Annotated in this window: 31 protein-coding genes and 1 tRNA gene; 18 read left to right on the forward strand and 14 right to left on the reverse strand. The window is 69.6% G+C overall.

Going from position 1 to position 25443, the window contains the following annotated elements; translation table 11 throughout:
- Window positions 1-89: 89 nt before the first annotated feature.
- Window positions 90-269, reverse strand: a complete 180-nt coding sequence (locus EXE47_RS03655) for a hypothetical protein (protein ID WP_049932795.1) — start codon at window positions 267-269, stop codon at window positions 90-92.
- A 225-nt stretch (window positions 270-494) separates the two neighbouring features.
- On the opposite strand from EXE47_RS03655, the gene EXE47_RS03660 reads away from it, so the two are divergent.
- Genes EXE47_RS03660 through EXE47_RS03670 form a run of 3 tightly spaced genes read left to right on the forward strand, consistent with a single transcriptional unit; the run spans window position 495 to window position 3163 of the window.
- Window positions 495-1919, forward strand: a complete 1425-nt coding sequence (locus EXE47_RS03660) for a cytochrome ubiquinol oxidase subunit I (protein WP_086216403.1) — start codon at window positions 495-497, stop codon at window positions 1917-1919.
- A complete protein-coding gene (locus EXE47_RS03665) occupies window positions 1912-2916 on the forward strand; it encodes a cytochrome d ubiquinol oxidase subunit II (RefSeq protein ID WP_089307841.1) in 1005 nt (334 codons plus the stop codon). The genes EXE47_RS03660 and EXE47_RS03665 overlap by 8 nt, the downstream gene beginning before the upstream one ends.
- Before the next feature lies 1 nt (window position 2917).
- Window positions 2918-3163 carry a hypothetical protein gene (locus EXE47_RS03670; RefSeq protein WP_049932798.1) on the forward strand — a complete coding sequence of 82 codons (246 nt, stop codon included), beginning with the start codon at window positions 2918-2920 and terminating at the stop codon, window positions 3161-3163.
- 22 nt (window positions 3164-3185) lie between these two features.
- On the opposite strand, the gene EXE47_RS03675 is transcribed toward EXE47_RS03670, so the two are convergent.
- Complete coding sequence (locus EXE47_RS03675; protein ID WP_049932799.1) at window positions 3186-3425, reverse strand: hypothetical protein; 240 nt, start codon at window positions 3423-3425, stop codon at window positions 3186-3188.
- A 139-nt stretch (window positions 3426-3564) separates the two neighbouring features.
- Between EXE47_RS03675 and EXE47_RS03680 the strand changes: the two genes are divergently transcribed.
- From EXE47_RS03680 to EXE47_RS03700, 5 genes are all read left to right on the forward strand, one after another.
- On the forward strand, window positions 3565-4284 hold the full coding sequence (locus EXE47_RS03680; RefSeq protein WP_049932800.1) for a helix-turn-helix domain-containing protein: 720 nt from the start codon (window positions 3565-3567) through the stop codon (window positions 4282-4284).
- Complete coding sequence (locus tag EXE47_RS03685) at window positions 4281-5213, forward strand: sulfurtransferase (RefSeq protein WP_137703402.1); 933 nt, start codon at window positions 4281-4283, stop codon at window positions 5211-5213. The genes EXE47_RS03680 and EXE47_RS03685 overlap by 4 nt, the downstream gene beginning before the upstream one ends.
- A 240-nt stretch (window positions 5214-5453) precedes the next feature.
- Window positions 5454-5819 (forward strand): helix-turn-helix domain-containing protein, encoded by a 366-nt coding sequence (locus EXE47_RS03690; protein WP_086216388.1) that lies wholly within the window; start codon window positions 5454-5456, stop codon window positions 5817-5819.
- Between the two features lie 149 nt (window positions 5820-5968).
- Window positions 5969-6751 carry a CBS domain-containing protein gene (locus EXE47_RS03695; protein WP_049932802.1) on the forward strand — a complete coding sequence of 261 codons (783 nt, stop codon included), beginning with the start codon at window positions 5969-5971 and terminating at the stop codon, window positions 6749-6751.
- A gap of 97 nt (window positions 6752-6848) precedes the next feature.
- Window positions 6849-7901 carry an ABC transporter ATP-binding protein gene (locus EXE47_RS03700; protein ID WP_089307842.1) on the forward strand — a complete coding sequence of 351 codons (1053 nt, stop codon included), beginning with the start codon at window positions 6849-6851 and terminating at the stop codon, window positions 7899-7901.
- An 88-nt stretch (window positions 7902-7989) separates the two neighbouring features.
- On the opposite strand, the gene EXE47_RS03705 is transcribed toward EXE47_RS03700, so the two are convergent.
- From EXE47_RS03705 to EXE47_RS03715, 3 genes are read right to left on the reverse strand one after another with little or no spacing between them, the layout of a single operon-like run.
- The gene (locus tag EXE47_RS03705; RefSeq protein ID WP_089307843.1) at window positions 7990-8874 is read right to left on the reverse strand and encodes an ABC transporter permease; all 885 of its coding nucleotides are present in this window, start codon (window positions 8872-8874) and stop codon (window positions 7990-7992) included.
- Window position 8875: 1 nt separating this feature from the next.
- Window positions 8876-9805: an ABC transporter permease gene (locus EXE47_RS03710; protein ID WP_049932805.1), complete on the reverse strand. Its 930-nt coding sequence runs from the start codon at window positions 9803-9805 to the stop codon at window positions 8876-8878.
- Complete coding sequence (locus EXE47_RS03715; protein ID WP_094552744.1) at window positions 9806-11023, reverse strand: PotD/PotF family extracellular solute-binding protein; 1218 nt, start codon at window positions 11021-11023, stop codon at window positions 9806-9808.
- A 188-nt stretch (window positions 11024-11211) separates the two neighbouring features.
- Between EXE47_RS03715 and EXE47_RS03720 the strand changes: the two genes are divergently transcribed.
- The 3 genes from EXE47_RS03720 to EXE47_RS03730 all read left to right on the forward strand — a co-directional run bounded on the left by EXE47_RS03720 (window position 11212) and on the right by EXE47_RS03730 (window position 13093).
- Window positions 11212-11436, forward strand: coding sequence for a glycine zipper domain-containing protein (locus EXE47_RS03720; RefSeq protein WP_089307845.1), 225 nt, complete (start codon window positions 11212-11214; stop codon window positions 11434-11436).
- Between the two features lie 87 nt (window positions 11437-11523).
- On the forward strand, window positions 11524-12462 hold the full coding sequence (locus tag EXE47_RS03725; RefSeq protein ID WP_089307846.1) for an NOP5/NOP56 family protein: 939 nt from the start codon (window positions 11524-11526) through the stop codon (window positions 12460-12462).
- Complete coding sequence (locus EXE47_RS03730) at window positions 12455-13093, forward strand: fibrillarin-like rRNA/tRNA 2'-O-methyltransferase (RefSeq protein ID WP_049932809.1); 639 nt, start codon at window positions 12455-12457, stop codon at window positions 13091-13093. The genes EXE47_RS03725 and EXE47_RS03730 overlap by 8 nt, the downstream gene beginning before the upstream one ends.
- Here the strand turns inward: EXE47_RS03730 and EXE47_RS03735 are convergent, their stop codons facing one another.
- The 3 genes from EXE47_RS03735 to EXE47_RS03745 form a co-directional block, all read right to left on the reverse strand.
- Window positions 13094-13288 carry a helix-turn-helix transcriptional regulator gene (locus EXE47_RS03735; protein ID WP_089307847.1) on the reverse strand — a complete coding sequence of 65 codons (195 nt, stop codon included), beginning with the start codon at window positions 13286-13288 and terminating at the stop codon, window positions 13094-13096. It abuts the gene before it with no gap.
- The gene (locus EXE47_RS03740; protein ID WP_089307848.1) at window positions 13285-13701 is read right to left on the reverse strand and encodes a DUF2178 domain-containing protein; all 417 of its coding nucleotides are present in this window, start codon (window positions 13699-13701) and stop codon (window positions 13285-13287) included. The genes EXE47_RS03735 and EXE47_RS03740 overlap by 4 nt, the downstream gene beginning before the upstream one ends.
- 140 nt (window positions 13702-13841) lie before the next feature.
- Window positions 13842-14150 carry a cyclin gene (locus EXE47_RS03745; protein ID WP_049932812.1) on the reverse strand — a complete coding sequence of 103 codons (309 nt, stop codon included), beginning with the start codon at window positions 14148-14150 and terminating at the stop codon, window positions 13842-13844.
- Between the two features lie 159 nt (window positions 14151-14309).
- Here EXE47_RS03745 and nth point away from each other — a divergent pair, with 159 nt between their 5' ends.
- The 3 genes from nth to EXE47_RS03760 all read left to right on the forward strand — a co-directional run bounded on the left by nth (window position 14310) and on the right by EXE47_RS03760 (window position 16049).
- Window positions 14310-15011 (forward strand): endonuclease III, encoded by a 702-nt coding sequence (gene nth / locus EXE47_RS03750; RefSeq protein WP_049932813.1) that lies wholly within the window; start codon window positions 14310-14312, stop codon window positions 15009-15011.
- Window positions 15012-15159: 148 nt separating this feature from the next.
- On the forward strand, window positions 15160-15879 hold the full coding sequence (locus tag EXE47_RS03755; protein ID WP_089307849.1) for an SDR family NAD(P)-dependent oxidoreductase: 720 nt from the start codon (window positions 15160-15162) through the stop codon (window positions 15877-15879).
- Between the two features lie 85 nt (window positions 15880-15964).
- Window positions 15965-16049: transfer RNA gene (locus tag EXE47_RS03760), tRNA-Leu, on the forward strand.
- A 72-nt stretch (window positions 16050-16121) separates the two neighbouring features.
- On the opposite strand, the gene EXE47_RS03765 is transcribed toward EXE47_RS03760, so the two are convergent.
- Together EXE47_RS03765 and EXE47_RS03770 are read right to left on the reverse strand one after the other, a co-directional pair.
- Complete coding sequence (locus EXE47_RS03765; RefSeq protein ID WP_094552747.1) at window positions 16122-17012, reverse strand: hypothetical protein; 891 nt, start codon at window positions 17010-17012, stop codon at window positions 16122-16124.
- Between the two features lie 83 nt (window positions 17013-17095).
- Entirely contained in the window at window positions 17096-18040 is a 945-nt protein-coding gene (locus EXE47_RS03770; protein ID WP_089307851.1) for a DMT family transporter, read from the reverse strand.
- A 210-nt stretch (window positions 18041-18250) separates the two neighbouring features.
- Here EXE47_RS03770 and EXE47_RS03775 point away from each other — a divergent pair, with 210 nt between their 5' ends.
- A complete protein-coding gene (locus EXE47_RS03775) occupies window positions 18251-19045 on the forward strand; it encodes a winged helix-turn-helix domain-containing protein (RefSeq protein ID WP_086216633.1) in 795 nt (264 codons plus the stop codon).
- Window positions 19046-19160: 115 nt separating this feature from the next.
- Window positions 19161-19496 (forward strand): hypothetical protein, encoded by a 336-nt coding sequence (locus EXE47_RS03780; protein ID WP_089307852.1) that lies wholly within the window; start codon window positions 19161-19163, stop codon window positions 19494-19496.
- A 17-nt stretch (window positions 19497-19513) separates the two neighbouring features.
- Here EXE47_RS03780 and EXE47_RS03785 read toward each other — a convergent pair whose 3' ends face one another.
- The 3 genes from EXE47_RS03785 to EXE47_RS03795 all read right to left on the reverse strand — a co-directional run bounded on the left by EXE47_RS03785 (window position 19514) and on the right by EXE47_RS03795 (window position 22109).
- Complete coding sequence (locus EXE47_RS03785) at window positions 19514-20536, reverse strand: NADP-dependent oxidoreductase (RefSeq protein WP_089307853.1); 1023 nt, start codon at window positions 20534-20536, stop codon at window positions 19514-19516.
- A gap of 131 nt (window positions 20537-20667) precedes the next feature.
- Complete coding sequence (locus tag EXE47_RS03790) at window positions 20668-21828, reverse strand: CapA family protein (protein WP_089307854.1); 1161 nt, start codon at window positions 21826-21828, stop codon at window positions 20668-20670.
- An 80-nt stretch (window positions 21829-21908) separates the two neighbouring features.
- Window positions 21909-22109 (reverse strand): hypothetical protein, encoded by a 201-nt coding sequence (locus tag EXE47_RS03795; protein ID WP_049932821.1) that lies wholly within the window; start codon window positions 22107-22109, stop codon window positions 21909-21911.
- 190 nt (window positions 22110-22299) lie between these two features.
- Between EXE47_RS03795 and EXE47_RS03800 the strand changes: the two genes are divergently transcribed.
- Window positions 22300-23409, forward strand: a complete 1110-nt coding sequence (locus EXE47_RS03800; protein WP_049932822.1) for a GTP-binding protein — start codon at window positions 22300-22302, stop codon at window positions 23407-23409.
- A gap of 315 nt (window positions 23410-23724) precedes the next feature.
- Window positions 23725-24912 carry a redox-regulated ATPase YchF gene (locus tag EXE47_RS03805; protein WP_089307855.1) on the forward strand — a complete coding sequence of 396 codons (1188 nt, stop codon included), beginning with the start codon at window positions 23725-23727 and terminating at the stop codon, window positions 24910-24912.
- A gap of 43 nt (window positions 24913-24955) precedes the next feature.
- Here EXE47_RS03805 and EXE47_RS03810 read toward each other — a convergent pair whose 3' ends face one another.
- Complete coding sequence (locus EXE47_RS03810) at window positions 24956-25423, reverse strand: GNAT family N-acetyltransferase (RefSeq protein ID WP_089307856.1); 468 nt, start codon at window positions 25421-25423, stop codon at window positions 24956-24958.
- Window positions 25424-25443 lie beyond the last annotated feature (20 nt).

Consider the following 25443-nt stretch of genomic DNA (forward strand, 5'->3'; position numbering starts at 1 on the left):
GACGGCGCGGGTCGCGGTCGGGCGCTCTGAGAAGTTCCCGTCGCTCGCGCCGGACGCTCGGCCGGGCCGTCGCGGAGCGGGCGTCCGGGTCAGCCGACCGACTCCCAGTTCCGGTACAGCGCCACGCCGAACGCGAGGACGATCCCGCCGACCCCGACCTGCCGGCCGACCGTCCCGAAGTCGCCGTCGAGGCCGGCGACGACCGCTCTGACGGTCATCACCACCGTGACGAGCGCGACGAGCGCCAGCACGGCGTGCCGTGTTTCCATGCGTGAACGCAGTCGCCTCGCCACCCAAAACGATGGCTTGGCACAGGACAACGTCGGACCAGCGGGCGAGCCGCCGCGTCGCCGCCGAGAGGGCGGCGGCGGGCGCTCCGCGGCCGGTTGTCCTGTGCCAACTCCGGGGTTATGGACGAGGAATGCGCAGTGTTACGCGAGGAGACCGCCGCGTCGCGCGCCGGAGTGAACTTTCCAACCCGGACCCACCACGACATGATCGATCCAGTACTCGCAAGCCGATTCCAGTTCGCCCTGACGACGATCGTCCACATCATCTTCCCAGTGATGAGCATGGGACTAGCCCCGTTCCTGATATACTTCACCTGGAAGGACGTGCGGGGCGGCGACCCGGTGTACGAACAGCTGCGTCGCTTCTGGACGAAGATATTCGCCGTCTCGTTCGTCGTCGGGACGGTCACCGGGATCGTCTTAGAGTTCGAGTTCGGGACCAACTTCGCGGCGTTCTCGACGACCGCCGGCGAGCTGTTCGGCGGCCCGCTCGCCGTCGAGGGGATGATGGCGTTCATGCTGGAGGCGACGTTCCTCGGCGTCTTCGTGTTCGGTCGCGAGCGCGTCTCCGACCGGTTGTACCTGGTGTCCAGCCTCGCCGTCGGGGTCGGCACGTGGCTGTCCGCCGTCTGGATCCTCATCGCGAACTCGTGGATGCAGATGCCGCGCGGCTACGAGCTCGTGACCGAGAACGGGCAGGAGGTAGTCCACCTCGTCGACCCGCTCGCGGCGTACCTGACCCCCCGGTTCGGCTACATGTACGTCCACATGCAAAACGCCGCCGTCGAGTCGGTGGCGCTGTTCATGGCGGGCGTCTCCGCGTACTTCGTCTACCGACACCACGTCTGGGGACACCAGACGGAGAACATCGCCTTCTGGCAGAAGACGCTCAAGATCGCGCTGGTCGCGCTGCTGATCACGGCCCCGCTACAGGTGCTTCAGGGCGACCTGTACGCGCGGCACGTCTACGAGACGCAGCCGCAGAAGTTCGCCGCCATGGAGGCGGTCTGGGACACCGAGGCGTACGTCCCGGAGTACATCTTCGCGATCCCGACGGACCTGAGCCAGTTCACGGACCCCCGCGCGAAGGAGCTGTTCGGTCTCGGCATCCCGGGCGGGGCGTCGTGGCTCGCCAGCGGGGGCGACGCGACCGCGGAGATCCGCGGACTGAACACGTTCGAGACGGAGGCGCCGCCGGTCGCCGTCGTGTTCTGGTCGTTCCGCGCGATGGTCGGGATGGGCTTCTGGTTCATCCTGCTCGCGTTCTGGGGCGGCTACCGGTGGTACACGGGCGAGCTGTTCGAGGACGGGCTGCTCCACAAGGCGCTGATGGCGTCCAGCCTGCTCGGCATCGTCGCGGTCGAACTCGGGTGGGTCGTCACCGAGGTCGGCCGTCAGCCCTGGGTGATCCAGGGCGTGTTGAAGACGAGCGAGGGGGTCTCTCCCGGTCTCACCGGGACGGAAGCGATGGTCACGCTCGCCGGGTTCGTCGGCGTCTACGCCGGCATCCTCGCGCTGTACACGTACGTCGTCGCGCGGGTGATCCGTGATGGGCCCCCGAGCGTGCGCGAGCTGCGGTCCACCGCCGAGCGCGACGCCGCGCCGGGGGAGGTGCCCGGCGATGACTAGCGCCGTCGACGCGCTCGCGGCGGGCCCGGTGCTCGGCCTGCCGCTCCCGGAGCTGTGGTTCGCGCTCGTGTTCGCGATCCTCGGAACGTTCCTGTTCCTCGACGGCTTCGACTTCGGCGCCGGCGCGATCTTCGCGACGCTTCGCGAAGACGAGGCGCGCGAGGCGGTGCTGTCGGCGATCGGGCCGTTCTGGGACGGGAACGAGGTGTGGCTCGTCGTCTTCGGCGGCGCGCTGTTCGCCGCCTTCCCGTCGGTGTACGCGGGGCTGTTCAGCAGACACTACCTGCTGATGTTCGGCATCCTCGGCGCCCTCATTCTCCGGGGACTGGCGCCGGAGATGTACGAACAGCGCCACGACGCGCGGTGGCAGCGGTGGTGGGGGCGGTCGTTCGTCGCCGGCAGCGTCCTCGCGCCGTTCCTCCTCGGCGCGTTCGCGGGGAACTGGCTCGCCGGGAGCCCCCGGTCGCTCACGTTCGTCGGCGTCGTCACCGGGGTCGCCGTCACGGCGCTGACCGTCGTTTCCGGCGCCGCGTTCCTCCGCTTGAAGGCCCGAGACGCGCTCCCCGAGACGGTGACTGAGATCGGCGTCGGGGCCGTCGCGGCGTACCTCTTCGCGGTCGTCGCGACCCTCGGCGCCCTGGCGACTCGGCTCCCCGCCGGCGTCGACACGCTGCTATCGCCCCCGGTGCTCGCGCTGGTCGCCGCCTCCGTCGGGCTCGGTGTCGGCTACGGCGTCGCGCTTCGACGCGGGGCGGACCTCGCCGCGCTCGCGGCGGCCGCGGGACTGACGTACGGGCTGACCGCGGTCGTCGCGGTCCTCATGTACCCGCGCATCGACCCGGCGACCGGGGCGACGGTCGGGGAGGCCGTCGTCTCGACGCTGCCGCTGAACCTCATGTCGATCGGCGCGGCCCTGCTGTTACCGCTGGTCGCCGTGTACTTCGCCGTCCTGTACTCGGCGTTCAGCGGCCCGATCACGGCCGAGGAGGCGTACTGAGATGAGCGACGGCTCGGAGGCGCACGCGCCGACCCGGCGGTCGTCGGTCGGAACGCTGCTGCTCTCGCGCGTGCTCATCACGTGGGCGGAGCTCCTCGTCGTCGGGTTCGGCGGGGCGGTCGCGGGCGGCGCCGCGTCCGGCCCGCCGCAGCTCGTCGTCTACTTCGCGACGGTCCTCGCCGCGGTCGCCGTGTTCATGTTCAACGTCGACCGGCTCGTCGCCGCCCGCATGCGAGAGGCGACGTGACCGGAGTGCGCCGCGCCGAGCGTCAGTCCGACCGACGGCTCGACCGCCTGAACGGACCGACGCCGTGGCGCTTGGCGACGATGCCGAACAGCAGCGCGGCGCTGGGGAGGAAGAGCAGCGCGCCCAGCGCGGTGACGGTGTCGTCGTGGGTCAGTCCGAGGGCGAATCCCCCGATCCCGGCGGCGAGCGCGAGGAGGGCCGGGATGAGGAGACGGCTCCGGAGCGCGGTCGGCGTCTCGCGACCCGAGGGTGAAAGCTCCATACGAGACAACGTAAGTGCGTCGGGCCCATATCACACGCGTTGTCAAGGGACAACTTCCCGCCGGGACGCGGCCCGACGCCGGCGAGGTCACCGTCACCGCCGCGAACCGAGACCGCATGACCGGACCAGTCACCGCCAGATGTACGACTTCAGCTTCGAGATAACGTACGAGCCCGGCGCCGACGAGTACGTCGACCTGTTCATCGACCGCGGCTCCCTCCAGTCGGAGGCGACCTACTCGTGTCTGGACCCCACGGAGCTGTGGAAGCTCGAGTCGGTGACCGGCGACGCGGCCGACCTCGACGCCGTGGACGAGCTGCTCTTAGACGAGTCGGTCGACCGCGAGTCGATCAGCGGCCGGGCGTGTCGCTCGGCCCGCGCGACGAGCCTGTTGACCGAAGAGCAGCGGCGGCGGGTGGCGTACACGTACGTCTCTGACGTGGACTACTGCGAGTCCGTCCCGCTCATCACGGCGAAGTACGTCGACGGGGGCGTCCTCTTCGAGCAGACGCTGTCCGGCGACACGGTCCGCTGGCGCGTGCTGGTCCAGGACGACTCGAAGATCGGAATGTTGTACGACACGCTGTCCGCGAAGCTCGGCGACGGGCTGTCGTTCTCCTTCGAACACCTGACCGAGGTCGACCACTGGGAGAGCGAGCTGCTCTCCCGGCCCGACGTGCCGGCCGAGCAGCGCGAGACCCTGTTGCTCGCCGTCGAACGCGGGTACTTCGAGACGCCGCGAGACGTGACGCTCGACGAGCTCGCGGCGGAGCTCGACGAGCCGCGCTCGACGGTGTCGTACCGGCTTCGACGCGCGACCGCGGAGCTGGCGAAACGGTTCGCCGACCAACAGTCATGACCGCAGAAACCCCACCCGACGACGATCAGCGGAAGCCCACAAGCGCGTCGCTAGCGGGGCGGTACCCGACGGACGTGCTCGTCAGCCCCGACTGGGTCGACGCCCGCCTCGACCGGTTCGACGCCGCCGACCCCGACCTGCGCCTGCTCGAGGTCGACGTCAACGCCTCGTTCTACGAGGAGGGACACGCGCCCGGCGCCGTCGGCGTCGACTGGCGCACCGAACTCCGGTCGACGGAGGTACACGACATCCTCTCTCCGGAAGAGATGACCGCCTTCCTCGAATCGAGCGGGATCACCGAGGAGACGACCGTCGTCATCTACGGCGACAACCGGAACTGGTTCGCGGCCCACCTGTACTGGCAGCTCTCCTACTACGGCCACCCGGACGTCCGGATCATGGACGGCGGCCGAGAGTACTGGACGGAACACGACTACCCAACCACGACGGACCCGGTCGACCCGCCAGCCGTAGCGTACGGCGACGCGCCCGACGCGCCGGCCAGACCGGCGGTGCGGGCCGCGCGCACGGACGTGCGGGCGGCGCTCGACACGGACACGAAGTTCGTCGACGTGCGCCTGCCCGAGGAGTTCCGCGGGGAGATCACGAAGCCCCCCGGCAGCAACGAGGGGGCGATGCGGGGCGGCCACATCCCCGGGGCGACGAACGTGTTCTGGGCGGAGAACGTCCGGCCCGACGGCCTGTTCAAGTCGCCCGAGGAGCTGGCGGCCGTGTACGAGTCTCGGGGGATCACCCCCGAGGACGACATCATCATCTACTGCCGGATCGGGGAGCGGTCGTCGGTGACGTGGTTCGTCCTCGAGGAGCTGCTCGGCTACGAACACGTGCGGCACTACGACGGCTCCTGGACCGAGTGGGGGAACATGATCGGCGTCCCGATCGAAGTGGGCGAGCCCGACGGCGGCTAGCTACTCCCGACGACGACGGCCCGCTGTTGTCTCGGCGGCGGCTGGGTACTGCCTTCGAATCGGGGGTAGCCGCCGCTCTCGGCCGTCGAGACCGGTCGTTGTCCTGCGCCAAACGGTTACATTAGCCGCTGTGCGCGCAAACGTCGGTAATGAGCGGTTCTCACGCCGAGCGGAGGGCGAAGCGTACAGGAGGCCGGGGCGGAGACCGGCGAAGCGAACCCGCATCGCCGGTCGGTGGCGATGAGTGACGCCGGGTCGAAGCGGGGCGAGTCCGGCTCCGTCCGGCGGCTCCTCGACGCGCTGAGCGAGGAAACGAACCGGACGATCCTGTCGGAGCTCGACGAACCAACCTCGGTCGCCGAGCTCGTCGAGGAGTGCGACATCCCGATGTCGACGGTGTACCGGCGCTTGGACACGCTCGAGGACATGGACCTGGTGACGGAACACGTCGCGGTCGACGCCGAGAGGGGTCGGTATCGGCTGTACGAGCGCAACGTGCGCCGCGTCACGATCACCGTCGACGAGGACGGGCGGCTCGGGACCCGAGTCGAGCGCCCGGCCGGGAACCCCGACGAGACGGTGACGTGGCGGCCGGACGGCGAGTGACGGTCGGGCTGGTAGTGCCGGGCGGGCAGAGAGACGATCGGGCGGGGAGGGACGGCCGAACGGCGAGTGCCGGTCGGGCGAAGAGTGATAGCCGCTCGGGACGCCGTCACCCCCGCCCTCTTTTATTCCGCGAGCGTGTACGGCGGACGATGAGCGGGAAACCGACGGTCGGCGAGTACATGACCCGGGAGGTGGAGACGGTCAGCCCGGACGAGACGGTGGCAACCGTCGCGCGCCGCATGGCCGACAGCGACGGGCACAACGGGTTCCCCGTCACGCAGGGCCGCACCGTCGAGGGGTTCGTCGCGGCGGGGGACCTGCTGCTCGCCGAGGACGACGCACCCGTGTTCACGGTGATGACGGAGGACCTGATCGTCGCGCACCCCGATATGAAGGTGACCGACGCCGCCCGCGTGATCTTGCGCTCGGGGATCCAGCGGCTCCCGGTCGTCGACGACGCGGACAACCTCGTCGGGATCATCTCGAACACGGACGTGGTCCGCTCGCAGATCGAGCGCGCGACGCCCGGCAAGGTCGGGAAGCTGATGCGCACCCTCTCGCAGATCCACGGCGTCGACCTCGACGAGGAGCGCCGCGAGGTGGCGATCGCGGACCTGACGCCGACGCAGGCCCGCGTGTACGCCGACGAGCTGGAGGGCCGGCAGTACGAGCTCGAACACGGGCTCGCGGAGCCGCTCGTCGTCATCGACAACGACGGGACGCTCTACCTCGCCGACGGGCATCACCGGGCCATGGCCGCCCGTGAAGCGGGCATCGAGTCGATGGACGCGTACGTGATCGTGCCGCGAACGCCGGTCGACCTGGGGATGGCGAAGACCGCCGAGAAGGAGGGCCTCCGCGTCGTCGACGACATCGAGATCGTCGACTACGCGCGCCACCCTCTCGTGGAGACGACGAAGCGGCTTCAGTGAGGTGCCGACCCGGATGTCTTCGGGTTCCCCGCTCCGAGGGCGTTCGCGGTCCCGTCCGGCGATAGATTGATATAGCTGCTGTCGGGACGAGTGGCACATGACAACGGGGAACACATTGGTCGAGCTCGACGAGGTGACGAAGCGGTTCGGCGACCTCACCGCGGTCGGCGGCATCGACTTCTCCGTTCGAAAGGGCGAGTTCTTCACGCTCGTCGGCCCGTCGGGCTGCGGGAAGACGACGACGCTCCGGATGATCTGCGGCTTCGAGCACCCGACCGAGGGCGAGGTCCGGATCGACGGTCGGTCGATGGGATCGGTTCCCCCGGAGGCGCGCGACACGAACCTCGTGTTCCAACAGCTCTCGCTTTTCCCGCACATGAGCGTGGGAGAGAACGTGGGCTACGGGCTCGCAAAGGCGGGCGTCGACGCCGGCGAGCGGTCGGAGCGCGTCTCTGAGTACCTCGGGCTCGTCGACCTCGACGGGTTCGAGGACCGCAACCCGACAGAGCTCTCGGGCGGCCAACAGCAGCGCGTCGCGCTCGCCCGGGCGCTGGTCAACGAGCCAGCGGTGCTGCTGCTCGACGAGCCGCTCTCCAGCCTCGACCGGAAGCTCCGGAAGCAGATGCAGGTCGAACTCCGCCGGATCCACAAGCAGACGCAGGGCGGCTTCTTCTACGTGACCCACGACCAGGAGGTCGCGATGACGCTCAGCGACCGGATCGCTGTGATGAACGACGGCCACATCGAGCAGATCGGTCCGCCGGAGGAGATCTACCGCGAGCCCGCCTCGGAGTTCGTCGCGGACTTCATCGGCGACACGAACCTCATCGACGCGCGGACCGCGGAGCGGGACGGAACGACCGTCGCGGAGATCGGCGGCGAGGGCGGGTTCGGCGTGCCGGCCCCGAACCGGACCGGTGAGGTCACCGTCTCGATCCGCCCGGAGGACTTCACCATCGCGAACGGGGACGGCGCCCTACACGGCACCGTCGTCGAGCGGTACTTCCAGGGCGACCAGACGAACTACCTCGTCGACCCCCACGGGGACGTGGGCGAGCTTCAGGTGGTGATCCAGGGCCGCGAGTCGGCGGTCGACACCGGCGCCGACGTCGGGCTCGACGTGGTCGACGGCGCGCCAACGGTGTTTTGATCTGGCCACTCACACCGTCGATTCCCCGCTTCAGTGTGAACGCAGGTCGACGAGGCGGGGGAGAAACCGGGTCCGCTCGCCCGGGGCCTCACCCCTCCTCTTCCGTGACCGTGCCGGCGACGTAACCGGTCACGTTGCCGACGTTCATCGCGACCGCCAGCGCGATCGCGATCCCGAAGACGATGAGCGCGGAGACGGCGTTGAGCTCCGGCGCGTCGAGCTGTCGGATCCGGCTGAACATCCAGATCGTCAGCACGTCCGTGTTGGGCCCGGTGAGGAACAGCGCGCGGATGTAGTCCTCGAACGACCGGATCCACGCGAACAGGAACCCCGCTCCGACGGCCGGGGCAATCACCGGGAGCGTCACGTCCCGGAACACGGTCAGCGGGTCCGCGCCGAGGTCTCGGGCCGCCTCCTCTAGCGACTCGTCGAAGGTGTACAGCCGGGCGGAGACGATGAGGAGCACGAACGGGAGGCCGTACAGCGAGTGGGCCAGCACCACCGTGGCGAACCCCGGTAGGATACCGAGGAGGTTCTGGAAGTAGATCCGGAGGGCCACGCCGAGGATGATGCCGGGGATCACCATCGGGATGATCCCGAAGGTCCGGTACACCTCTCGGAGGCGGAACCGGTAGCGGGTCAGCGCGAAGCTGGCCAGCACGCCGAGCACCGTCGCGACCGATGCCGCCACCGTCGCGATGGTGAAACTGCCCGCGAGCGAGGCGCGCATTGAGTCGCTACGGAGCGCCAGCCGAAAGTTGTCGAGCGTCAGGCCCTCGAACGGGAAGATCGTCACGGCGTTCTCCGCGAACGCGAGGAAGATGATGATCGCGAGCGGCACCCACAAAAAGAGGAGCAACAGGCCGGAGACGACGTACAGCGAGGTGCCGAGGAGCCGTTCGACCGTCTGGTGCCCGACAAGCCGCTCGGTCGCCCCCGCCGTCTCTGTCGACTCGGACATCTCGGTCGCCATCTCAGGCACCCCCCAGTTCCTCGATGCTCACGTACCGGAACGCGAGGATCATCGCGCCCACGATCGAGACGAGCACGAACATCGACGCCGCGCTTGCGTACCCGATCGAGTAGGTCCCGGCGACCCGGCTCTCGATGAGCATGCCGATCATCTGGACCTTGCCCTGCCCGAGGAACGTCGGCGTAATGAACGCGCCGACGCTCGGGACGAAGACGAAGAGGCTCCCGCCGATGATCCCCGGAAGCGTGAGCGGGATCACGTGGTCGCGGAGCACCTCGACCCGCGACGCGCCAAGGTCGCGGGCGGCCTCGATGATCGAGAAGTCGAGGCCGTCGAGGCTCGCGTACAGCGTCAGAAGCATGTACGGGAAGTACGCGTGGGTGAGCCCGACGATGATCGCCGGGACACCGTAGTTGAATATCCCGAGCGGGGCGTCGATCAGCCCCCAGCTCATGAGCGTGCTGTTGATCACGCCGCCCGGACCGAACATCAGGACCCACGAGTACGCCCGGACGAGGTACATCGTGAAGAACGGCAGGAGGACGAAGAAGATGACGACTTTGAACAGCCGCCCGCCGCTCCGTGCCAGCAGGTACGCCAGCGGGAACGCGAGCGTGAGACACAAAAGCGTCGTCACGGTGGCGATGACGTACGAGAGCCACAGCGCCGTGACGAACGGGGTGTTCCAGATCGCGCCGCCGCCGTCGAACAGGGAGCGGTAGTTGTTCAGCGTCGGCTCGTAGACGATCTGGTACGTCAACGAGCTGACCTCGAAGAAGCTCACGGCGACCATGAACGCCAGCGGCGCGACGAGCAGGGTGAGTATCCACGCTGCGCTGGGACCGACCGTGACGCCGAGCCGACTGCGTGGTCCGCTCAGCAGCCTCACCGCCCTCGCCCGCGCGCTCTCGTCCGGCTCGTCTGCGGCCATCTATGCCGCCTTGACCTCTTCCCACGCGGAGACGTACGCCTCCTCGACGTCCGAGTCGATGTCCTTGAGCGAGTACATCCCCTCGAGGCGCGAGGGGTCGATCCGCCCGTACAGCTCGTTCTGCTCCTCGGTCAGCTCGTCGGCCACGTTGGGGTTCGTGCTGGGCGAGAAGCCGGCCTCCGCGAGCGCCGCGCCGTTCTGGGGCGTGATGAACTCGTTGATGACCTCCCAGGCGGTCTCCTGGTTGTCGGAGGCGGCGGAGACGACCGCGGTCTCGTACCACGCCAGCGCGCCCTCTCTCGGGGCGACGAACTCGACCCAGTCGTCGCCCTCGCTGCGCATCTGGACGGTCTCGTTCCGCCCGCTGTGCCCGACGAGGAAGTTGCCCTGGCGGAACTCCTGGATGAACGTCGGGTCGGGGGCGATGTACCCCTGGAGCCGCGGCTTCTGCTCGATGAGCAGTTCCTGGATCTCCGTGAGCTGCTCTTCGGTAAACGTCATCCGCGCCCCGGACATGGCGTCGTCCATGCCGAGGTACAGCGCCGCGGCCGGGATCGACTTCGCCGCCTCGTCGTACATGATGATCTCGCCGTCGAGGTCGGCGTCGACGTAATCCGGCTCGAACAAGATGTCGTAGCTCGGCTCGTGGTCCGGCACGCTCCGGGAGTCGTAGGAGTAGCCGTACCAGCCGAAGCGGATCGGCACGCCATACGCGTTCCCGCTCTCCGTGAACTGGTCGTCGACAAACGACTGGAACCGGTCGTACATCGAGCCGAAGTTGTTCACCACGTCGTTGTTCACCGGCGCGACGAGGTCGGCGTCCATGAACCGCGGGACGAGGTTGTTGTTCGGAACGGCGATGTCGAACTGCTCGTCCTGGCCCGCGCTCCACTGCGAGAACATCTCCGTCGACGACGTCGAGGGCGTGATGTTCAGCTCCACCCCGTCGAGCGTGGACTCGATGTTCTCCTGCATCTCGGCGTACTCCTCCCACGTGATGATGTTGATCGTGGTCGTGCCGCCGCCGCCCATGCTCCCGCCGTCGCCGCCGTCGCCGCCGTCGCCGCCGTCGCCGCCGTCGCCGCCGCTACATCCGGCGAGGGCCGCCACGCCGGCGGCGCCCGCGCCGGCGATGTAGGCCCGCCGACTCACGCGCCGGCCGGTCGAGGTCGATCCGTTGCTTGTGCTGTGAGACCTGTTGTCACGCTCTGACGTCATGTTCCGATGACATATATCGGCAGTTAATAAGTGTTACGCCGTTAACCCCTCGCTAACCCGCGATTTTGCTGTTTCGAACCGGTCGATCAGAGGTCGAGCCGGGTCCGAACGGAGTCTTCTCTCGGACTCGCCGGGGGCGTGGGAGACTCGTCCGTAGGCTTTTGTAAGTTGATGTAGACGTTCCGCGCATGGGATCACGGATTCGACGCGCACTCTCACGGGCGACGCTCGCCGCGGTCGGCGCGGCCGTCGGCGCCGCGGTCGGCGGACTGATCAGTAGACAGGCGGCGTCCAGCGGCGGCGCGCTCGGCGCGCTCGCGGGCGCGACGCTCGCCGACTTCCGGTCAGACTCGGAGGGTGTCTTCGGCGCGCTCCGCCCCGACGAGGACGACGAGGCCGACGCGGCGGCGTGAGCGAGGCCCTGTGGCGCGGTCCGTAGGGCGAGCGGCCGCGGGTCGCATCGGGAACGTCTATACCGTCGGGGCGAGTAGCCGCCGGCAATGAGCGATACCGACGCCGGACCGGACGCGAGCGCGGCGTCCGACGGCGCGGAGGGCTGGTTCGAAGCGCTACCGTCGGGCGCGACCGAAGATACCGATACCGAGAGCGACGCCGCGCCGAGAGCCGCGGCGCGGGTTCGCGAGGGGACGGCCGCGTCGCCCGCCGACTGGGCCGTACGCGCCGTCGAGTCCGGGTTCGCGGCCGGCGCCGACGAGTACTACGACCGGCTCAAGGCCGCGGCGACGCGCGCGACCCGCGAGGCGGTCCGCGAGCGGGAGCGCGCCGACGACGCGCAGCTGATCCACGCGGTCCGGGCCATGGACGACGCCGAGCGCACCGCGAACGAGCTCGCCGAGCGCGCCGTCGAGTGGGCGGGGAGCCTCTTCGACGAGGTCGAGCCGGGGATCGAGGGAGCGCGAGCGGTCGCGGCGCGAGAACCCGAGAGCGAAGTCGAGCGGCGGGCCGTCTCGCTCGCGGCGCGCGCCGCCGAACTCGACGACGAGCGGGCCGAGCTCGCGGAGACGATCGGTCGGACTGCGCCCGCCGTCGCCCCAAACCTCTCCGAGATGGCCGGCCCGGAGCTGGCCGCGCGGCTGATCGCGCTCGCCGGCGGGTTAGAGTCGCTCGCGAAGAAGCCGTCCGGCACGGTCCAGGTCCTCGGCGCCGAGGACGCGCTGTTCGCGCACCTCTCGGGGCGGGCGCCGTCCCCGAAGCACGGGATCATCTACACGCACGAGTACGTCCGCGGCACCCGACCCGCTGACCGCGGCTCGGCCGCGCGGGCACTCGCCGGGAAGCTGACGCTCGCGGCGCGCGCCGACCACTACGCCGGAGAGCGGCGGTCGCAGCTCCACGCCGACCTCCGCGAGCGGATGGCGACGATCCGAGCGCGGGCGGACACCGACGAGCCGGATGCCGCGGAGGCCGGCGATGAGTGAGCCGACCCTCCCCGACGGCGTCGAACGGCGTGAGATAGCCGGCGAGGAGCGGTTGGCGACCCGCGGCGAGCCGGTGTACGGCGAGCCGACCGCCGACGGCTGGCGCGCGTGGGACCCAGAACGGTCGAAGCTCGGGGGGATGCTCGAACTCGGGCTGGAGACCGGCCTGACTGGCGGCGAGACCGTCCTCTACCTCGGCGCCGCGAGCGGCACCACGGTGAGCCACGTCGCCGACTTCGCGGGCCCCACCTACGCGGTCGAGTTCGCGCCGCGCCCGGCGCGGGACCTGCTCGACGCCGCCGCGCCGCGCGACCGACTGTTCCCGCTGCTCAAGGACGCGCGGAAGCCGGAGACGTACGCGCACGTCGTCGAGCGCGACGTCGACGCCGTCGTTCAGGACGTGGCCACGCGCGGGCAGGCCGAGGTGGCCGCCCGCAACGCTCGGTTCCTCGCCGACGACGGGCGGCTGCTGCTCGCGATCAAGGCGCGCAGCGAGGACGTGACCGCGGCGCCGGAGGCGGTGTTCGAGGGGGCGCTCGACCGGCTCCGGGAGGCGTACGAGATCGTCGAGACGCGGCGGCTCGACCGGTTCCACGAGGACCACCTCGGCGTCGTGGCGACGCCGAAGTGATCAGTCGTCCGGCTCGAAGACGTCCTCGATCCGGCAGTCGAAGTGATCCGCGAGCGCGAACGCCAGCTCCAGCGACGGGTCGTAGCGCTCGCGTTCGATCGCGTTGATCGTCTGGCGGGTGACCCCGACGGCGGCGGCGAGGTCGGCCTGGCTCTCGTCGGTCTCGGCGCGTTTGTCAGGGATGTCGTTTCTCATGTGCGCTGCTTGTAGTAGAGGTGGGACGCGCCGAACACGACGAAGACCCCGAAGAGGGTCCAGGTCGCGCCGTAGAACTCGCCCGGGAGCGTGACGAGGCCGCTCTCCTGTAATGCGAGTCCGCCGGGCGTCCCGAGGACGAAGACGTATGCGAAGACGTTCATCGTTGTCTGGCTGGCCTTGCGGCTGATGGTGCCGTCGCGCTCGTCGTACAGTTCGACGGGGCTGAACCGCTGGACGAGCCCCATGCCGAGGCCGCCGGCCCAATACAGGGCCACGCCGAGGACGAAGCGGTCGACCGCGATACCGATCCACAGGGCGAGGATACTGGCGCCGAGCAGACCGTACGCGATGCGTTTGTAGCGTTTCCGTGAGGAGGGCCGAGTCGCCGCGGAGGTCGTGTGTTCGCTCATGGGTGGAAGTAAAGCGAGCGGGCGTCAGTGTAAAGCTCGCTTTACAGTAACGGGGACTTTACGTTAGAAAATAAATCTGTCGCTGGCGATCAGTCCGCAGACATTCCGCGACAGCGACGTCAGGAGTACTTTTTGAGGGGTCACCACGACGGCGGCGAGAAGCCGGCGTCTTCGAGGATCGGCTTCCACCGCTTTTGAACCGAGAGCCGCGAGACGTCCATCGCGTCGGCGACGGCGGACTGCGAGCGCTCCTCGCCGCGGATCAGACTGGCGGCGTAGAGGCTGGCGGCGGCCGCGACGCGCTTCCCCCGGTCGTCGTCGGGCGCTCGCGAGAGGAAGAGGTCGACCGCGGTCGAGCGCGTCTCCGCGTCCAAATCGAGCGAGTCGCACGCCTCCTCGACCAGTTCGATCCACGCTTCGTTGTCGACTCGGTCGCTCGCCCGGTACACGCCCCGGGGTAGTCGAGCGAGGAACATAAACGGCCGCGGTCGCCGCACCGGTACCGGCGCCGCTCCGCGGAGCCGACGGCGATCGCGTGCCCCGGACCGGGGGCGGCCACTCCCGAGCGCGGCCGCCGCCCTGAAGTCGCCCGCACACGTAGCGCGCGTATGTCGACGCAGACGTGGGACGAGATGCGGGTCCGAGCGCTCCACGACGACCTCGTGGCGCTGTACGAGCCGGTCGACCGAGTCGCCGAACACGGCGCGGACCCCACCGCCGAGCCGGGCGAGGGCGTCCGCCAGCTGGTGACGACGATCCTCTCGCAGAACGTCGCCGACGAGAACACGCGGCGCGCGTCGGAGGCGCTGTTCGACCGGTACGACGACTTCGCGGCGATCGAGGCCGCCGACCACGAGGAGCTGCGGGAAACGATCCGCGTCGCGGGCCTCCCGGACCAGAAGGCCGCGCGCATCCAGCGCGCGCTGACCGCGATCCGCGAGGAGACAGGCGGGGCGTACTCGCTGGCGTTCCTCGACGCGCTGCCGACCGAGGAGGCGAAGGCGTGGCTCACCGAGATCAAGGGCGTCGGGCCGAAGACCGCCAGCGTCGTGTTGAACTTCCACTTCGGGAAGCCGACGATGGCGGTCGACACCCACGTCGAGCGCGTCTCGAAGCGGTTCGGGCTCGTCCCGGAGTCGGCGTCGAACGAGCGCGCCCACGACGTGTTGGACGAACGCGTTCCCGACGAGCTGATCTACCCGCTCCACGTCCTCCTGATCCGGCACGGCCGGGCACACTGCTCGGCCCGCAACGCCGACTGCGACAACCCCGTCTGCGAGGCGTACTGCGACTGCGAGTTCTGCGAGTGAGGCCGCGGTCCGCCCCGCCGTCGCTTGGCCGCGTCGCGTCGGTAGCCGCGTCGACGCGATAGCTGGCCCCCGCGGCGTCCCGCGGACGCGGGACGCTGCTCGCGGTGCGCGAGACAAACCATTAGCGGCTCCCGGACGAAGCGTGTGTATGACACCCACGACCGTCGTCGCGGGAGTCGGTCCGGGGCTGGGATCCTCCGTGGCCCGCCGGTTCGCCGCCGACGGCGACGATGTCGCGCTGTTCGCTAGGTCGAGCGACTACCTCTCGTCGACCGCCGACGAGATTCAGGCGGAGACGCCCGGCAGTACCCTCCCGGTCGAGACGGACATCGCCGACCCGACGGCGGTCGCGTCGGCATTCGAAACCGTTCGAGACGCCTTCTCGCCGGTCGACCGCTTGGTGTTCACTAGCGGGTCCCCGTCCGTCGGCGGCGGGATCGTAGACGTGGATCCGGCCGGGTTCCGCAACGTGATCGACACGCGTCTGCGCGGCGCGTTCCGGTGCCTTCGCGAGGCGGTCGACGACATGGTCGACGAAGGCGGTGGAACCGTCGTCGTGACCAGCTCCGGCCAGTCTCGGCGCCCGTCCGAGGACGTCGCCTACGCGGCGGCGCGCCACGGGACCCGCGGGCTCGTTCGCTCTCTCGCCGCCGACCCGCGGCTCGGAGAGGCCGACGTACAGGCGGTTCACCTGATCGTCGACGGCTGGATCGACAAGCCGTCGCTCCGCGATCGGTATCCGGACCACGACCGTTGGATGGACCCCAATCAGATCGCCGAGCGAATCCACGATATTGCGACGACGCCGGGGACGGTTCACGCGAACGAGATCGACCTGCGACACCCGCGGGACGAGCCGTCGTTCTGACCGGTCGCCGTCTTCCCGCGGCGGTCGCATCCCTCGAACCCGTAACGACAGGTATTTTTGACGTAGCCGGTCTACGAGTTACCGCGCGCGGGTTGCCGAGCCAGGCCAAAGGCGTAGCGCTTAGGACGCTATCCCGTAGGGGTCCGCCGGTTCGAATCCGGTCCCGCGCATTCGTCTCCGAGCACTTCGCGAGGAGAGCAGTCCGACGTACTTTTACTTGATACCGAGCGAAGCGGCGGCGCTCACCACACGCTTCCCCGATACAAGAACTGGAGGTGGTCGGCCGTCTCGGGCGGGACCCCCATCTCAACGAACATTTCTCGGAAGGCGGCGCGGACGGCGTCTTCCTCGAACGTCCGGGTTGCGCGCGTCTGCGCGTCGACCGCCACGCCGCCGTGGTAGTCGACGTGAACGCGGTAGGTGTAGCCGTCGACCTCGCGCGTCACGGTCGCGCGGGAGAGGACGAACTCGGCGCTGCCGAGCCGCTCGTCGCCAGCGTGATAGACGCGCTCGTGCCAGCCCGACCCGGGCGTGGAGGTCGCATTGACGGTCGTCGCGCGCGCCGTCAGGTCGTCGTAGGCGGCCCGGAAGGCGACCGGCTCGTCGACCTCGACGCTCGGCGTGCTCGCGCCGGGCTCGGTCGGGTCGCCCGTGCTGACCGCCGTTTCGATCTCCTCGACGTACGCCGCGGCGGTCGCCTCGTCCATCTCGAACAGCAGCGCGAGCCGGTCGACGAGCCACTCCTCGGGCGGCAGGTCGTCGACGGTGAGGTCGCCGTCGGCGTCGTCCGGGAACAGCGTCACGACGGTGATCCCCTCCTCGGCGTGGAACGTCGCCCACAGTCGGGCCGCCGACGCGTGGTCGTACGTGACTCTGAACGCCTCGTACTCCGGGCCGAGGTCGGCGTCGAGGTCGTCGATCCCGGTCGGGTGGAACCCGCTCGATCCAACGCGTTCGACCGCGTAGCCGGCCGCGTCGGCTCGCTCCAGCGTATCCTCGTAAGCGAGGTCGGGGACGGTCACGCCGTCCGAGGTGTACGACGCCACGTCGGACCCGACCAGCACCCCGGCGAAGACCGCGTACGCGGCGGCGACCGCGACGACGGCGACGGCGACCGGTCGCAATTTGTTCACACTACTGATACGTTCCGCGAGGAGATAGCTGTACCGTCGTTTCCGGTGAACCGCTATCGCCGTTTACAACGGTCCGCCGCCGCTCACAGCGGGCCGTCGTCGACGAATCGCGCCGGGACCAGCTGACGGAGGAGCCGCGACGGGCCCGCGGAGAGCCCGCTAACGAGGAGGAAGCCGGCGAAGATGACGCCGAATCCGACGAGCGACCGCACCGAGAGCGTCTCGCCGAGCAGCGCCCAGCCACCCACCGCGGAGACGACGGGGACGAAGTAGAACAGGAGGTTCGCGCGCGTCGCGTCGGTCTCGTCGATCAGCGCGAAGTACGCGAGGTACGCGATCGCCCCGGAGAAGACGCCGACGTACAGCAGCGCCGCGATCGCGACGGGCGGCACCGACAGCCCGGAGACGGACTCCCCGGCGCCGATGCTTAGCGCGTGCGAGAGGGCGGCCGCCAGAGGGACTCCCCAGACGGTGCGGGCAGTGCTTGACAGCGTCGCGTCGGCCCGGCGGATCAGCACGGCGCCGAGCGCGCTCGTCACGGCGGCCGCGAAGAGCAGCGGGACGCCGAGGCCGCCGGCGAGCAGCGCCGAAGGGTCGGGATCGGCGACGAGGGCGACGCCGAACAGTCCGAGGCCCATCCCGACGAACCCGCGGACCGAGAGGCCGTCCTCGCCGAGCAGGACCGCGGCGAACACCGGCGTCAGGATCGGATTCAGGCTGAAGACGACGGCGGCCACGCCGCTCGTCACGTACTGTTGTCCGACGAACAGCAGGGCGTTCGTCAGCCCGATGACAAGCACGCCCGTCGCGACGATACCGGCGACGTCGCCGACGGTTCGGGGGCGCAGTTCCGCCCGCGAGAGTCGCGTCGCTGCGAACGCCGCGAGGACGACTGCGCCGATGTCGAACCGGACGGCGACGAAGAACAGCGGCGGGAGGTGTGCCAACCCGGCCTTCGCCGCGACGAAGGTGCCACCGAAGAGGAGGGCCGAGACGAAGAGCAGGGCGCCGGTGCGTCTGGTGAACACGTTACTGCGACACCCGGGTTAAATTGTCGAACGAACGATCGGATTGGAACGAGCTTCTCGGCACAAACAGATGTAACAGTCGGAGACCTATAACGAAATCCGGAAAATATTCCACGACGGGAAACGCGCAACACGTCGTGCCGATCGCTCACGGCGTGAAATCTCAACGGTGAGCGAAGCCGGTTTATTCCGGTGGACGCTTGATCGCGTATGGAGGCCCCGCTCGAGGAGATCGAGTTCCTCGCCCGCTCGACGAACCGCGTCGAGGTGTTACAGCTGTTGGCGTCGGCGCCGCAGACGCGGGCGGACCTCGCGACCGCCACGGGGGCGTCGCAAGCGACCCTCGGTCGGATCCTCGAGGACTTCGCCGACCGGTCGTGGGTCAGCCGCGACGGTGAAGAGTACGTCGCCACCGCGACCGGGGAGTTGGTGGCCGAGGGCGTCGAAGAGCTCGTCGCCCTCCTCGAGACGGAGGCCAAACTGCGGGACGTGGTCGCGTACCTGCCGACGGCCGAACTCGGGTTCGACCTCCGCCGTCTCGCCGACGCGACCGTGACCGTTCCGACGCGGACGCGACCGAGCGCGCCGCTCCAGCGCGTCCTCGACGCGATGGCGGGGGCGACGACGCTGCGCGCGTTCTCACACACGCTCAACGAACAGAGCCTCGCGACGGCCCGGGACCGGGTGGCCGCGGGCGAGCAGACGTTCGAGGCGGTGCTCTCGGCCGGCGCCATCGAGGCGCTCGCGGCAGACGACGTCCTCTGGAGGCGGCTTCGAACGCTGGCGGAGAGCGACGACGCGGAGATCCGCGTCCGTCGCGAGGAGGTCCCCGTCGCGGTCACCGTCGCCGATGACACCGTGTACCTGCTCGTCCGCGACGACGGGGGCATCCTCCGGGCGTCGCTCCACACCGACGATCCGGCGGTGCGCGAGTGGGCGGACCAGGCTTTCTCGGGGTACTGGAAGGCGTCCGACCCCTTCGACCCGACGGCGTTCGAGGAGTGAGTCCACGGATCCGGACGGCCGCGGCCCCGTCGCGGTTTGGGAGACGGGTCACGCGTCGACACCGTCGGTCCGACCCGGCAAAACCCACTTGTCCGCGGTACGCGTACCAGCGGTAATGACCCCTCACGACGCGGAGTTGGCGATCGAGACGTGGCGGTTCCGGGACCGAGCGCTGCCGCGCGTGCCGCCGTCGGGGTGGGGGACGACCGACCGCCTCCGCGAGGCGGTGTGTCGCGCCGTGGCGTGTTCGGTCGACGGCGTCGAGCGCGTCGAACCGTTCTCGGGACCGGCAACCGAGCGCGAGCGCTTCGACGCGACCGTGACCGCGGACTCGATAGACCACGACCTCGTGCGCCTCGTGACGCCGGCGTCGGAGAGCGACGGAGAACAGAAGGAGTTCAGCGAATCGACGGAGCAGTTCGACCTGGACGAGGCCCTCGACCGGCTCTGACGGCCTCGGTGCGGTCGCTACTCGTCGTCCGGGGACGACACCCGCACGACCTGCTTGCCGATGTTGTCGCCGGAGAACAGTCCGAGGAACGCGTCCGGGGCGTTCCCCAGCCCGTCCACGACGCTCTCGCGGTGTTCGAGGTCGCCGCTCGCGACCCAGCGGGCGAGTCGCTCGCTCGCCTCGCCGAACCGCGTCGCGAAGTCGCCGACGAGCAGGCCCTCGACCTTCGCTCGCACCGGGATCAGCTGCGGGAGCTTCCGTGGTCCGGTCGGGACCGACTCGTCGTTGTAATGGGCGATCTGCCCGCAGACCGCGACCCGCGCGTCGATGTTCAGTCTCGTGAACACCGCGTCGGTGATCGGTCCGCCGACGTTGTCGAAGTAGACGTCGACCCCGTCGGGCGCAGCCTCGTCGAGCGCGGCGCGGTAGTCGTCCGTCGTCTTATAGTTGATCGCGGCGTCGAAGTCCAAGTCGTCGGTGAGCCACGCGGTCTTCTCGTTGCTGCCGGCGAACCCGACCACGCGGCAGCCGTTGCGCTTCGCGATCTGTCCGACGACCGAGCCGACCGCGCCCGCCGCCCCGGAGACGACGACCGTGTCGCCGGGCTTCGGCTCGCCGACTTCGAGGAGGCCGAAGTAGGCGGTCCGCCCGGGCATGCCGAGGACGCCGAGGTACGCCTCGGGGTCGGCGATCGCCGGGTCGACCGGGGCGACGTCGTCGGCGTCGAGCGTCGCGTAGTCGGCCCAGCGCCCCTCGCCCGTCACGAGGTCGCCCGCCTCGTACGCGTCGCTCTCGCTCTCGACCACCTCGCCGACGACGCCGCCTCTGAGCGCGTCGCCCACGTCCCACGGCTCGGCATACGACTCGGCGTCGCGCATCCGGCCGCGCATGTACGGGTCGACCGAGAGGTACCGGACGCGGACGAGCAGTTCGCCCGGTGCGGGCGAGGGAACGTCCGTCTCGCGCAGTTCGAAGCTGTCCTGATCGGGCTCGCCGGTCGGCCGCTCGGCGAGAAGCCACTCGCGGTTGGTGTTCGTCACGGCTCCCATTGGGGTATCGGACCGAATAGGGTTTGGACCCCAGCAGCCGTCGTGGGGATCCGGAAGCCGTCGGAGGCGCGGCGATTGGCGGTCCGGTGATGTAGCGGTCCAGCGGTCCGGAGAGGGGCCGGCTACCCGTCGCCCAGCGGGATCCGCAGGCGGCCGTCGGGCAGTTCGCCGCCGAGCCCCTCGACCGCGGTCCCGAACGCCGTGGAGCGCTCGGCGACCGTCTCTCGGACCCACTCGGCGACCTCGTCGTCCGCCAGCGCCGCGGCCTCGTCAGCGATTTTGGTCGGGACGACGTCGAGGGCGACGAGGTCCCCGTCGCGGACGACGAGTTCGAAGAGCGCGCTCCGCTTGTTGTACACCCCCTCCCGGTCGCGATAGCTGACGTAGTCGTCGACGAAGTCGCCGGCGTCGTAGACGATCGGAGACCCATCGTGTACCTCGACGCCCTGGAGGACGTGCGCGCTGTGGCCGTGGACGACGTCGACGCCGAGTTCGACGAGCCAGCGCCCGAATCGCTCGTGGACCGCGCGCGGTTCGGTCTCCCAGTTCGCGCCCCAGTGGAGCGAGGCAACGACGAGGTCCGGGTCCGCCTCGGCGACGCGGTCGAGTGCGTCGCCGACGAGAGCGCGCGTCTCGCGCACGCCGGGGTCGAGCCGCGCGAACGCCGTACCCGGGTCGGCGTCGGTCGCCGCGAACGCCGCGGACTGGTCGGTGAGGCCGAACGCGGCCACGGTGAGGTCGCCCGCCTCGAACGTCGCTGGGGCGAGCGCCCCGGCGGCGTTTTCGCCGGCGCCCGCACGGGCGATTCCGGCGTCGGCGAGGTGCCGCCGAGTGTCGCGGAGGGCCGGCTCCCGGTAGTCGAGGACGTGGTTGTTGGCGAGCGAGACGAACGACACCCCCGCCGCCTCCAGCGCGGGCACCGCGAACGACGGCGGCGACCGGAAGTAGTACGTCTTGTCCGGCCAGCGGCCGCCGCGGTCGGAGACGCAACACTCCAAGTTGCCGACGAGCGCGTCGAGGTCGCGGAGTCGCGGGAGCGTCGACCCCCAAACCGCCGTCGGATCGTCGGCATCCGCCCAGCGGTTGGCGACGCTCCGTCCGAGCATCAGGTCGCCGACGAGGCCGATTCGGGCGGCGGTTCCGTTTCCGGCGTCGCCGTCGGTGCCGCCCGCGTCGGCTCCGCCGCGGTCGTCAGCGTTCGCGGGGGAGGAGCCCCCCGCACAGCCGGCGACCGCGCTGATTCCGGCGACGCCGGAGGCGAGGACCGTCCGACGGGTGACCATCGTCCGGGGTCTCGGAGAGCGGCGACTTCAACGCTCCGGACGGGGCAGAAGGAGGGGAGAGGGGCGTCGTCGGGAGCGCGTCACGCGACGGCGACGCCGTTGCGCGTGAGGTAGTCGCTCGCGGCCTTGATTTCGACCGGGCTGCCGATGATCCGGTACCGTTCCGCCGTCTCGACGACGGTGACCGTGAACCGGTCTTCGAGGCACTCCCGGTGGCCGTCGAGCGCGTGGCGCGGGAGGACGATCTGCGTACTGTCGCGGAGGCTCGACGGATCTGGCATTCGGCGTGCCGAGTGATTATTCGTCGTCGATATAACCGTGTCGAAGTATCGGCGCGCCAACCACTCGTTCGGCGGCGACGCCCCCGTTCGCGGACCGCTGTCGGGGGATTCGATTCGCGGCGGCGACCCGACGACGGCCCGGCGATCCGAAGGAACACCTTTAACGAGCCGAGCGGCCGAGAGACGGGTAATGGGACTGGAGGAGGAAATCGAAGACCTCCGCGAGGAGATCGCCAACACGCCCTACAACAAGGCCACGGAGGCCCACATCGGGCGCCTGAAGGCGAAGCTCGCGGAGAAAAAGGAGAAGCTGGAGAACCAGTCCTCCGCCGGCGGCGGCCACGGCTACGCGGTCGAGAAGCACGGTGACGCCACGGTGGCCTTGGTCGGGTTCCCGAGCGTCGGCAAGTCGACCCTCATCAACGCCCTCACCAACGCCGACAGCGAGGTCGGCTCCTACGAGTTCACGACCCTCGACGTCAATCCGGGCATGCTACAGTACCGCGGCGCGAACATCCAGATCCTCGACGTGCCGGGGCTGATCGAGGGCGCGGCGGGCGGCCGCGGCGGCGGGAAGGAGGTCCTCTCGGTCGTCCGGACCGCGGACCTGGTCGTGTTCATGCTCTCGGTCTTCGAGATCGAGCAGTACGACCGCCTGCGCGAGGAGCTGTACGCGACGAACATCCGCCTCGACACCGACCCGCCGAACATCAACATCCGGAAGACCCACAAGGACGGGCTCGGCGTGACGATGAGCGACGACGTGAGCCTCGACGAGGAGACGATCAAGCAGGTCCTCCGCGAGTACGGCTACGTCAACGCGAAGGTCACCATCCCCCACGACCTCACGATCGACGAGCTCGTCGACGCCGTGATGGACAACCGCGAGTACCTCCCCTCGATGGTCACCGTCAACAAGGCGGACCTCATCGAAAAGAGCTACCTGCCGACCGTGAAGGAGGAACTCCGCGACCGCGACCTCGACCCCGACGACGTGCTCTTCATCTCGGCCGAGAAGGAGCTCGGCCTCGACGGGCTCAAAGAGCGGCTCTGGGAGGAACTCGGGGTTATTCGGATTTATATGGACAAGCCGGGGCGCGGCGTGGACTACGAGGAGCCGCTCATCCTCTTCGAGGGCGACACTGTCGGCGACGCCTGTACGAAGCTGGGCGGCGAACTCGACGAGCGGTTCAAGTTCGCGCGCGTCTCAGGCGAGAGCGCCAAGCACGACGACCAGCAGGTCGGGAAGAGCCACGAGCTGGCGGACGAGGACGTGCTGCGGATAGTCGCGCGGAAGTAGATTTTCGACCTGACGGCAGCAGTAAAGCCGCTTGAAATTCTATCCTTCGTGAGACACGGCCAGCGAGTCGACGGGGACTGCCGCCAAAGCCCCAGCCGCGTCGGCCGGCCGCCGCTTCGCTCCGGCCGCCCGACACCAGCGAGGGACCGTCGGTCCCTCTGGCAGCCGGCGCGTAGCGCCGGCGACCTCGCACGCGCTCCTCGCGCCCCATTGGCGCTCGGAGGCGCGCGCCACCGCACCATCGGACCGGCTCATATTCGATACGTCTCCGCGCCCGACCGAAAGGCGCTTTTCGCGGGGCCGCGACCGTCGGGTATGCTCACGGTCGCGCTCGCGGGCAAGCCGAACGCCGGCAAGTCCACCTTCTACACCGCCGCCACGATGGCCGACGTCGACGTCGCGAACTACCCGTTCACGACCATCGACGCCAACCGCGGGGTGACCCACGTCCGGACGCGCTGCCCGTGTCTCGACCGCGACGAGCGCTGCGAGAACGAGAACTGTCGCGACGGGAAGCGCTACGTCCCGATCGAACTGCTCGACGTGGCGGGACTGGTCCCCGGCGCGCACGAGGGGAAGGGCCTCGGCAACCAGTTCCTCGACGAACTGACGAACGCGGACGTCGTCCTGAACGTCGTCGACGCCTCGGGGGCCACGAACGCCGAAGGCGAACCGGTCGAGGTCGGGAGCCACGACCCCCTCGACGACGTGGACTTCGTCGAGGAGGAGATGGACCTGTGGCTCGCCGGCATCGTCGACCGCAACTGGGAGAGCGTCGAGCGGAAGTCGCGCTCGCCGGACTTCGACCTCGAAGCCGCGCTCTCGGACATGCTCACCGGCTTCGGCGCGACCGAGCGGGACGTGACCGCGGTGCTGCGCGGCTTGGAGTACCCCGACGATCCGAAGGCGTGGACCGACGACGACCGCGAGGCGCTCGCGCGGGCGGTCCGCCGGCGCACCAAGCCCATCGTCGTCGTCGCGAACAAGGTCGACGCGGCCCCCGACGACGCGGTCGAGCGGATCCGCGAGGGGACGGACAAGCCCGTGGTCCCGGCGACCGCCGACGGAGAACTGGCACTGCGCCGCGCCGTCGACGCCGGCGTCGTCGACTACGACCCGGGCGACGAGTCGTTCGAGATCGTCGGCGGCGTCTCCGACGACCAGCGCGCCGGCCTCGACGCCCTCCGCGAGTCGATGACGGCCCACGACGGAACGGGCGTTCAGTCGGCGCTGAACGCGGCCGTCTACGACCTGCTCGACCGGATCACGGCCTACCCAGTCCAGGACGCCGGCAAGTGGACGGACGGCACGGGCAACGTCCTCCCGGACGCGTTCCTCCTGCCCGCGGGGTCGACCCCGCGGGACCTCGCGTACGCGGTCCACTCGGACATCGGCGAAGGGTACCTCCACGCGGTCGACGCGCGCGCTTCGCGCCGGATCGGCGAGGACCACGAGCTGACCGAGGGCGACGTGGTGAAGATCGTCTCGACCGCCGGACCCTAATCGGGACCGCGGCGGGCGTCGGTGGGCGCATCGCCCCCTCGCTTCACTCCACCGACCGCGCGTACGTCACCTGCTTGGGCTCGAAGCCCGCGTCCCGGTAGAAGCGCCGCGCGCCGTCGTTGCCCCACTCGCAGGAGACGGTGAGGTAGTCGCGGTCCGCCTCGCGGGCCAACTCCTCGACCCGCTCGACGACCGCGGTGCCGTACCCCTCGTTCCGGTGTTCCGCGTCGATTTCGAGGTTCACGATATCGAGGTACCGGCCCCGCTCTCGGGCGGGCCGGGTGCCCGTTTCGAGGGTGGTGAACCCGACCGTCTCGCCGTCGACGGCGACGAGGTAGTCGGTCACCGACGGGTCGTCGAGGTGCGCGCGGAAGCCGTCGTCCGCGACCGCCCCGGCGTCCTCGTGGCGTATCTCGTTCAGCGACGAGTACGCCTCCATCGCCGTCGCGAGGTCGTACCACCTGTCGGCGAGCGCGCCGAGGTCACCCTCGTCGGCTTCGACGAGTTCCATGTCGGCTCGGCGTGGCGAGG

It is taken from the genome of Halorubrum sp. GN12_10-3_MGM (assembly GCF_005435235.1).
Lineage (GTDB): Archaea > Halobacteriota > Halobacteria > Halobacteriales > Haloferacaceae > Halorubrum > Halorubrum ezzemoulense.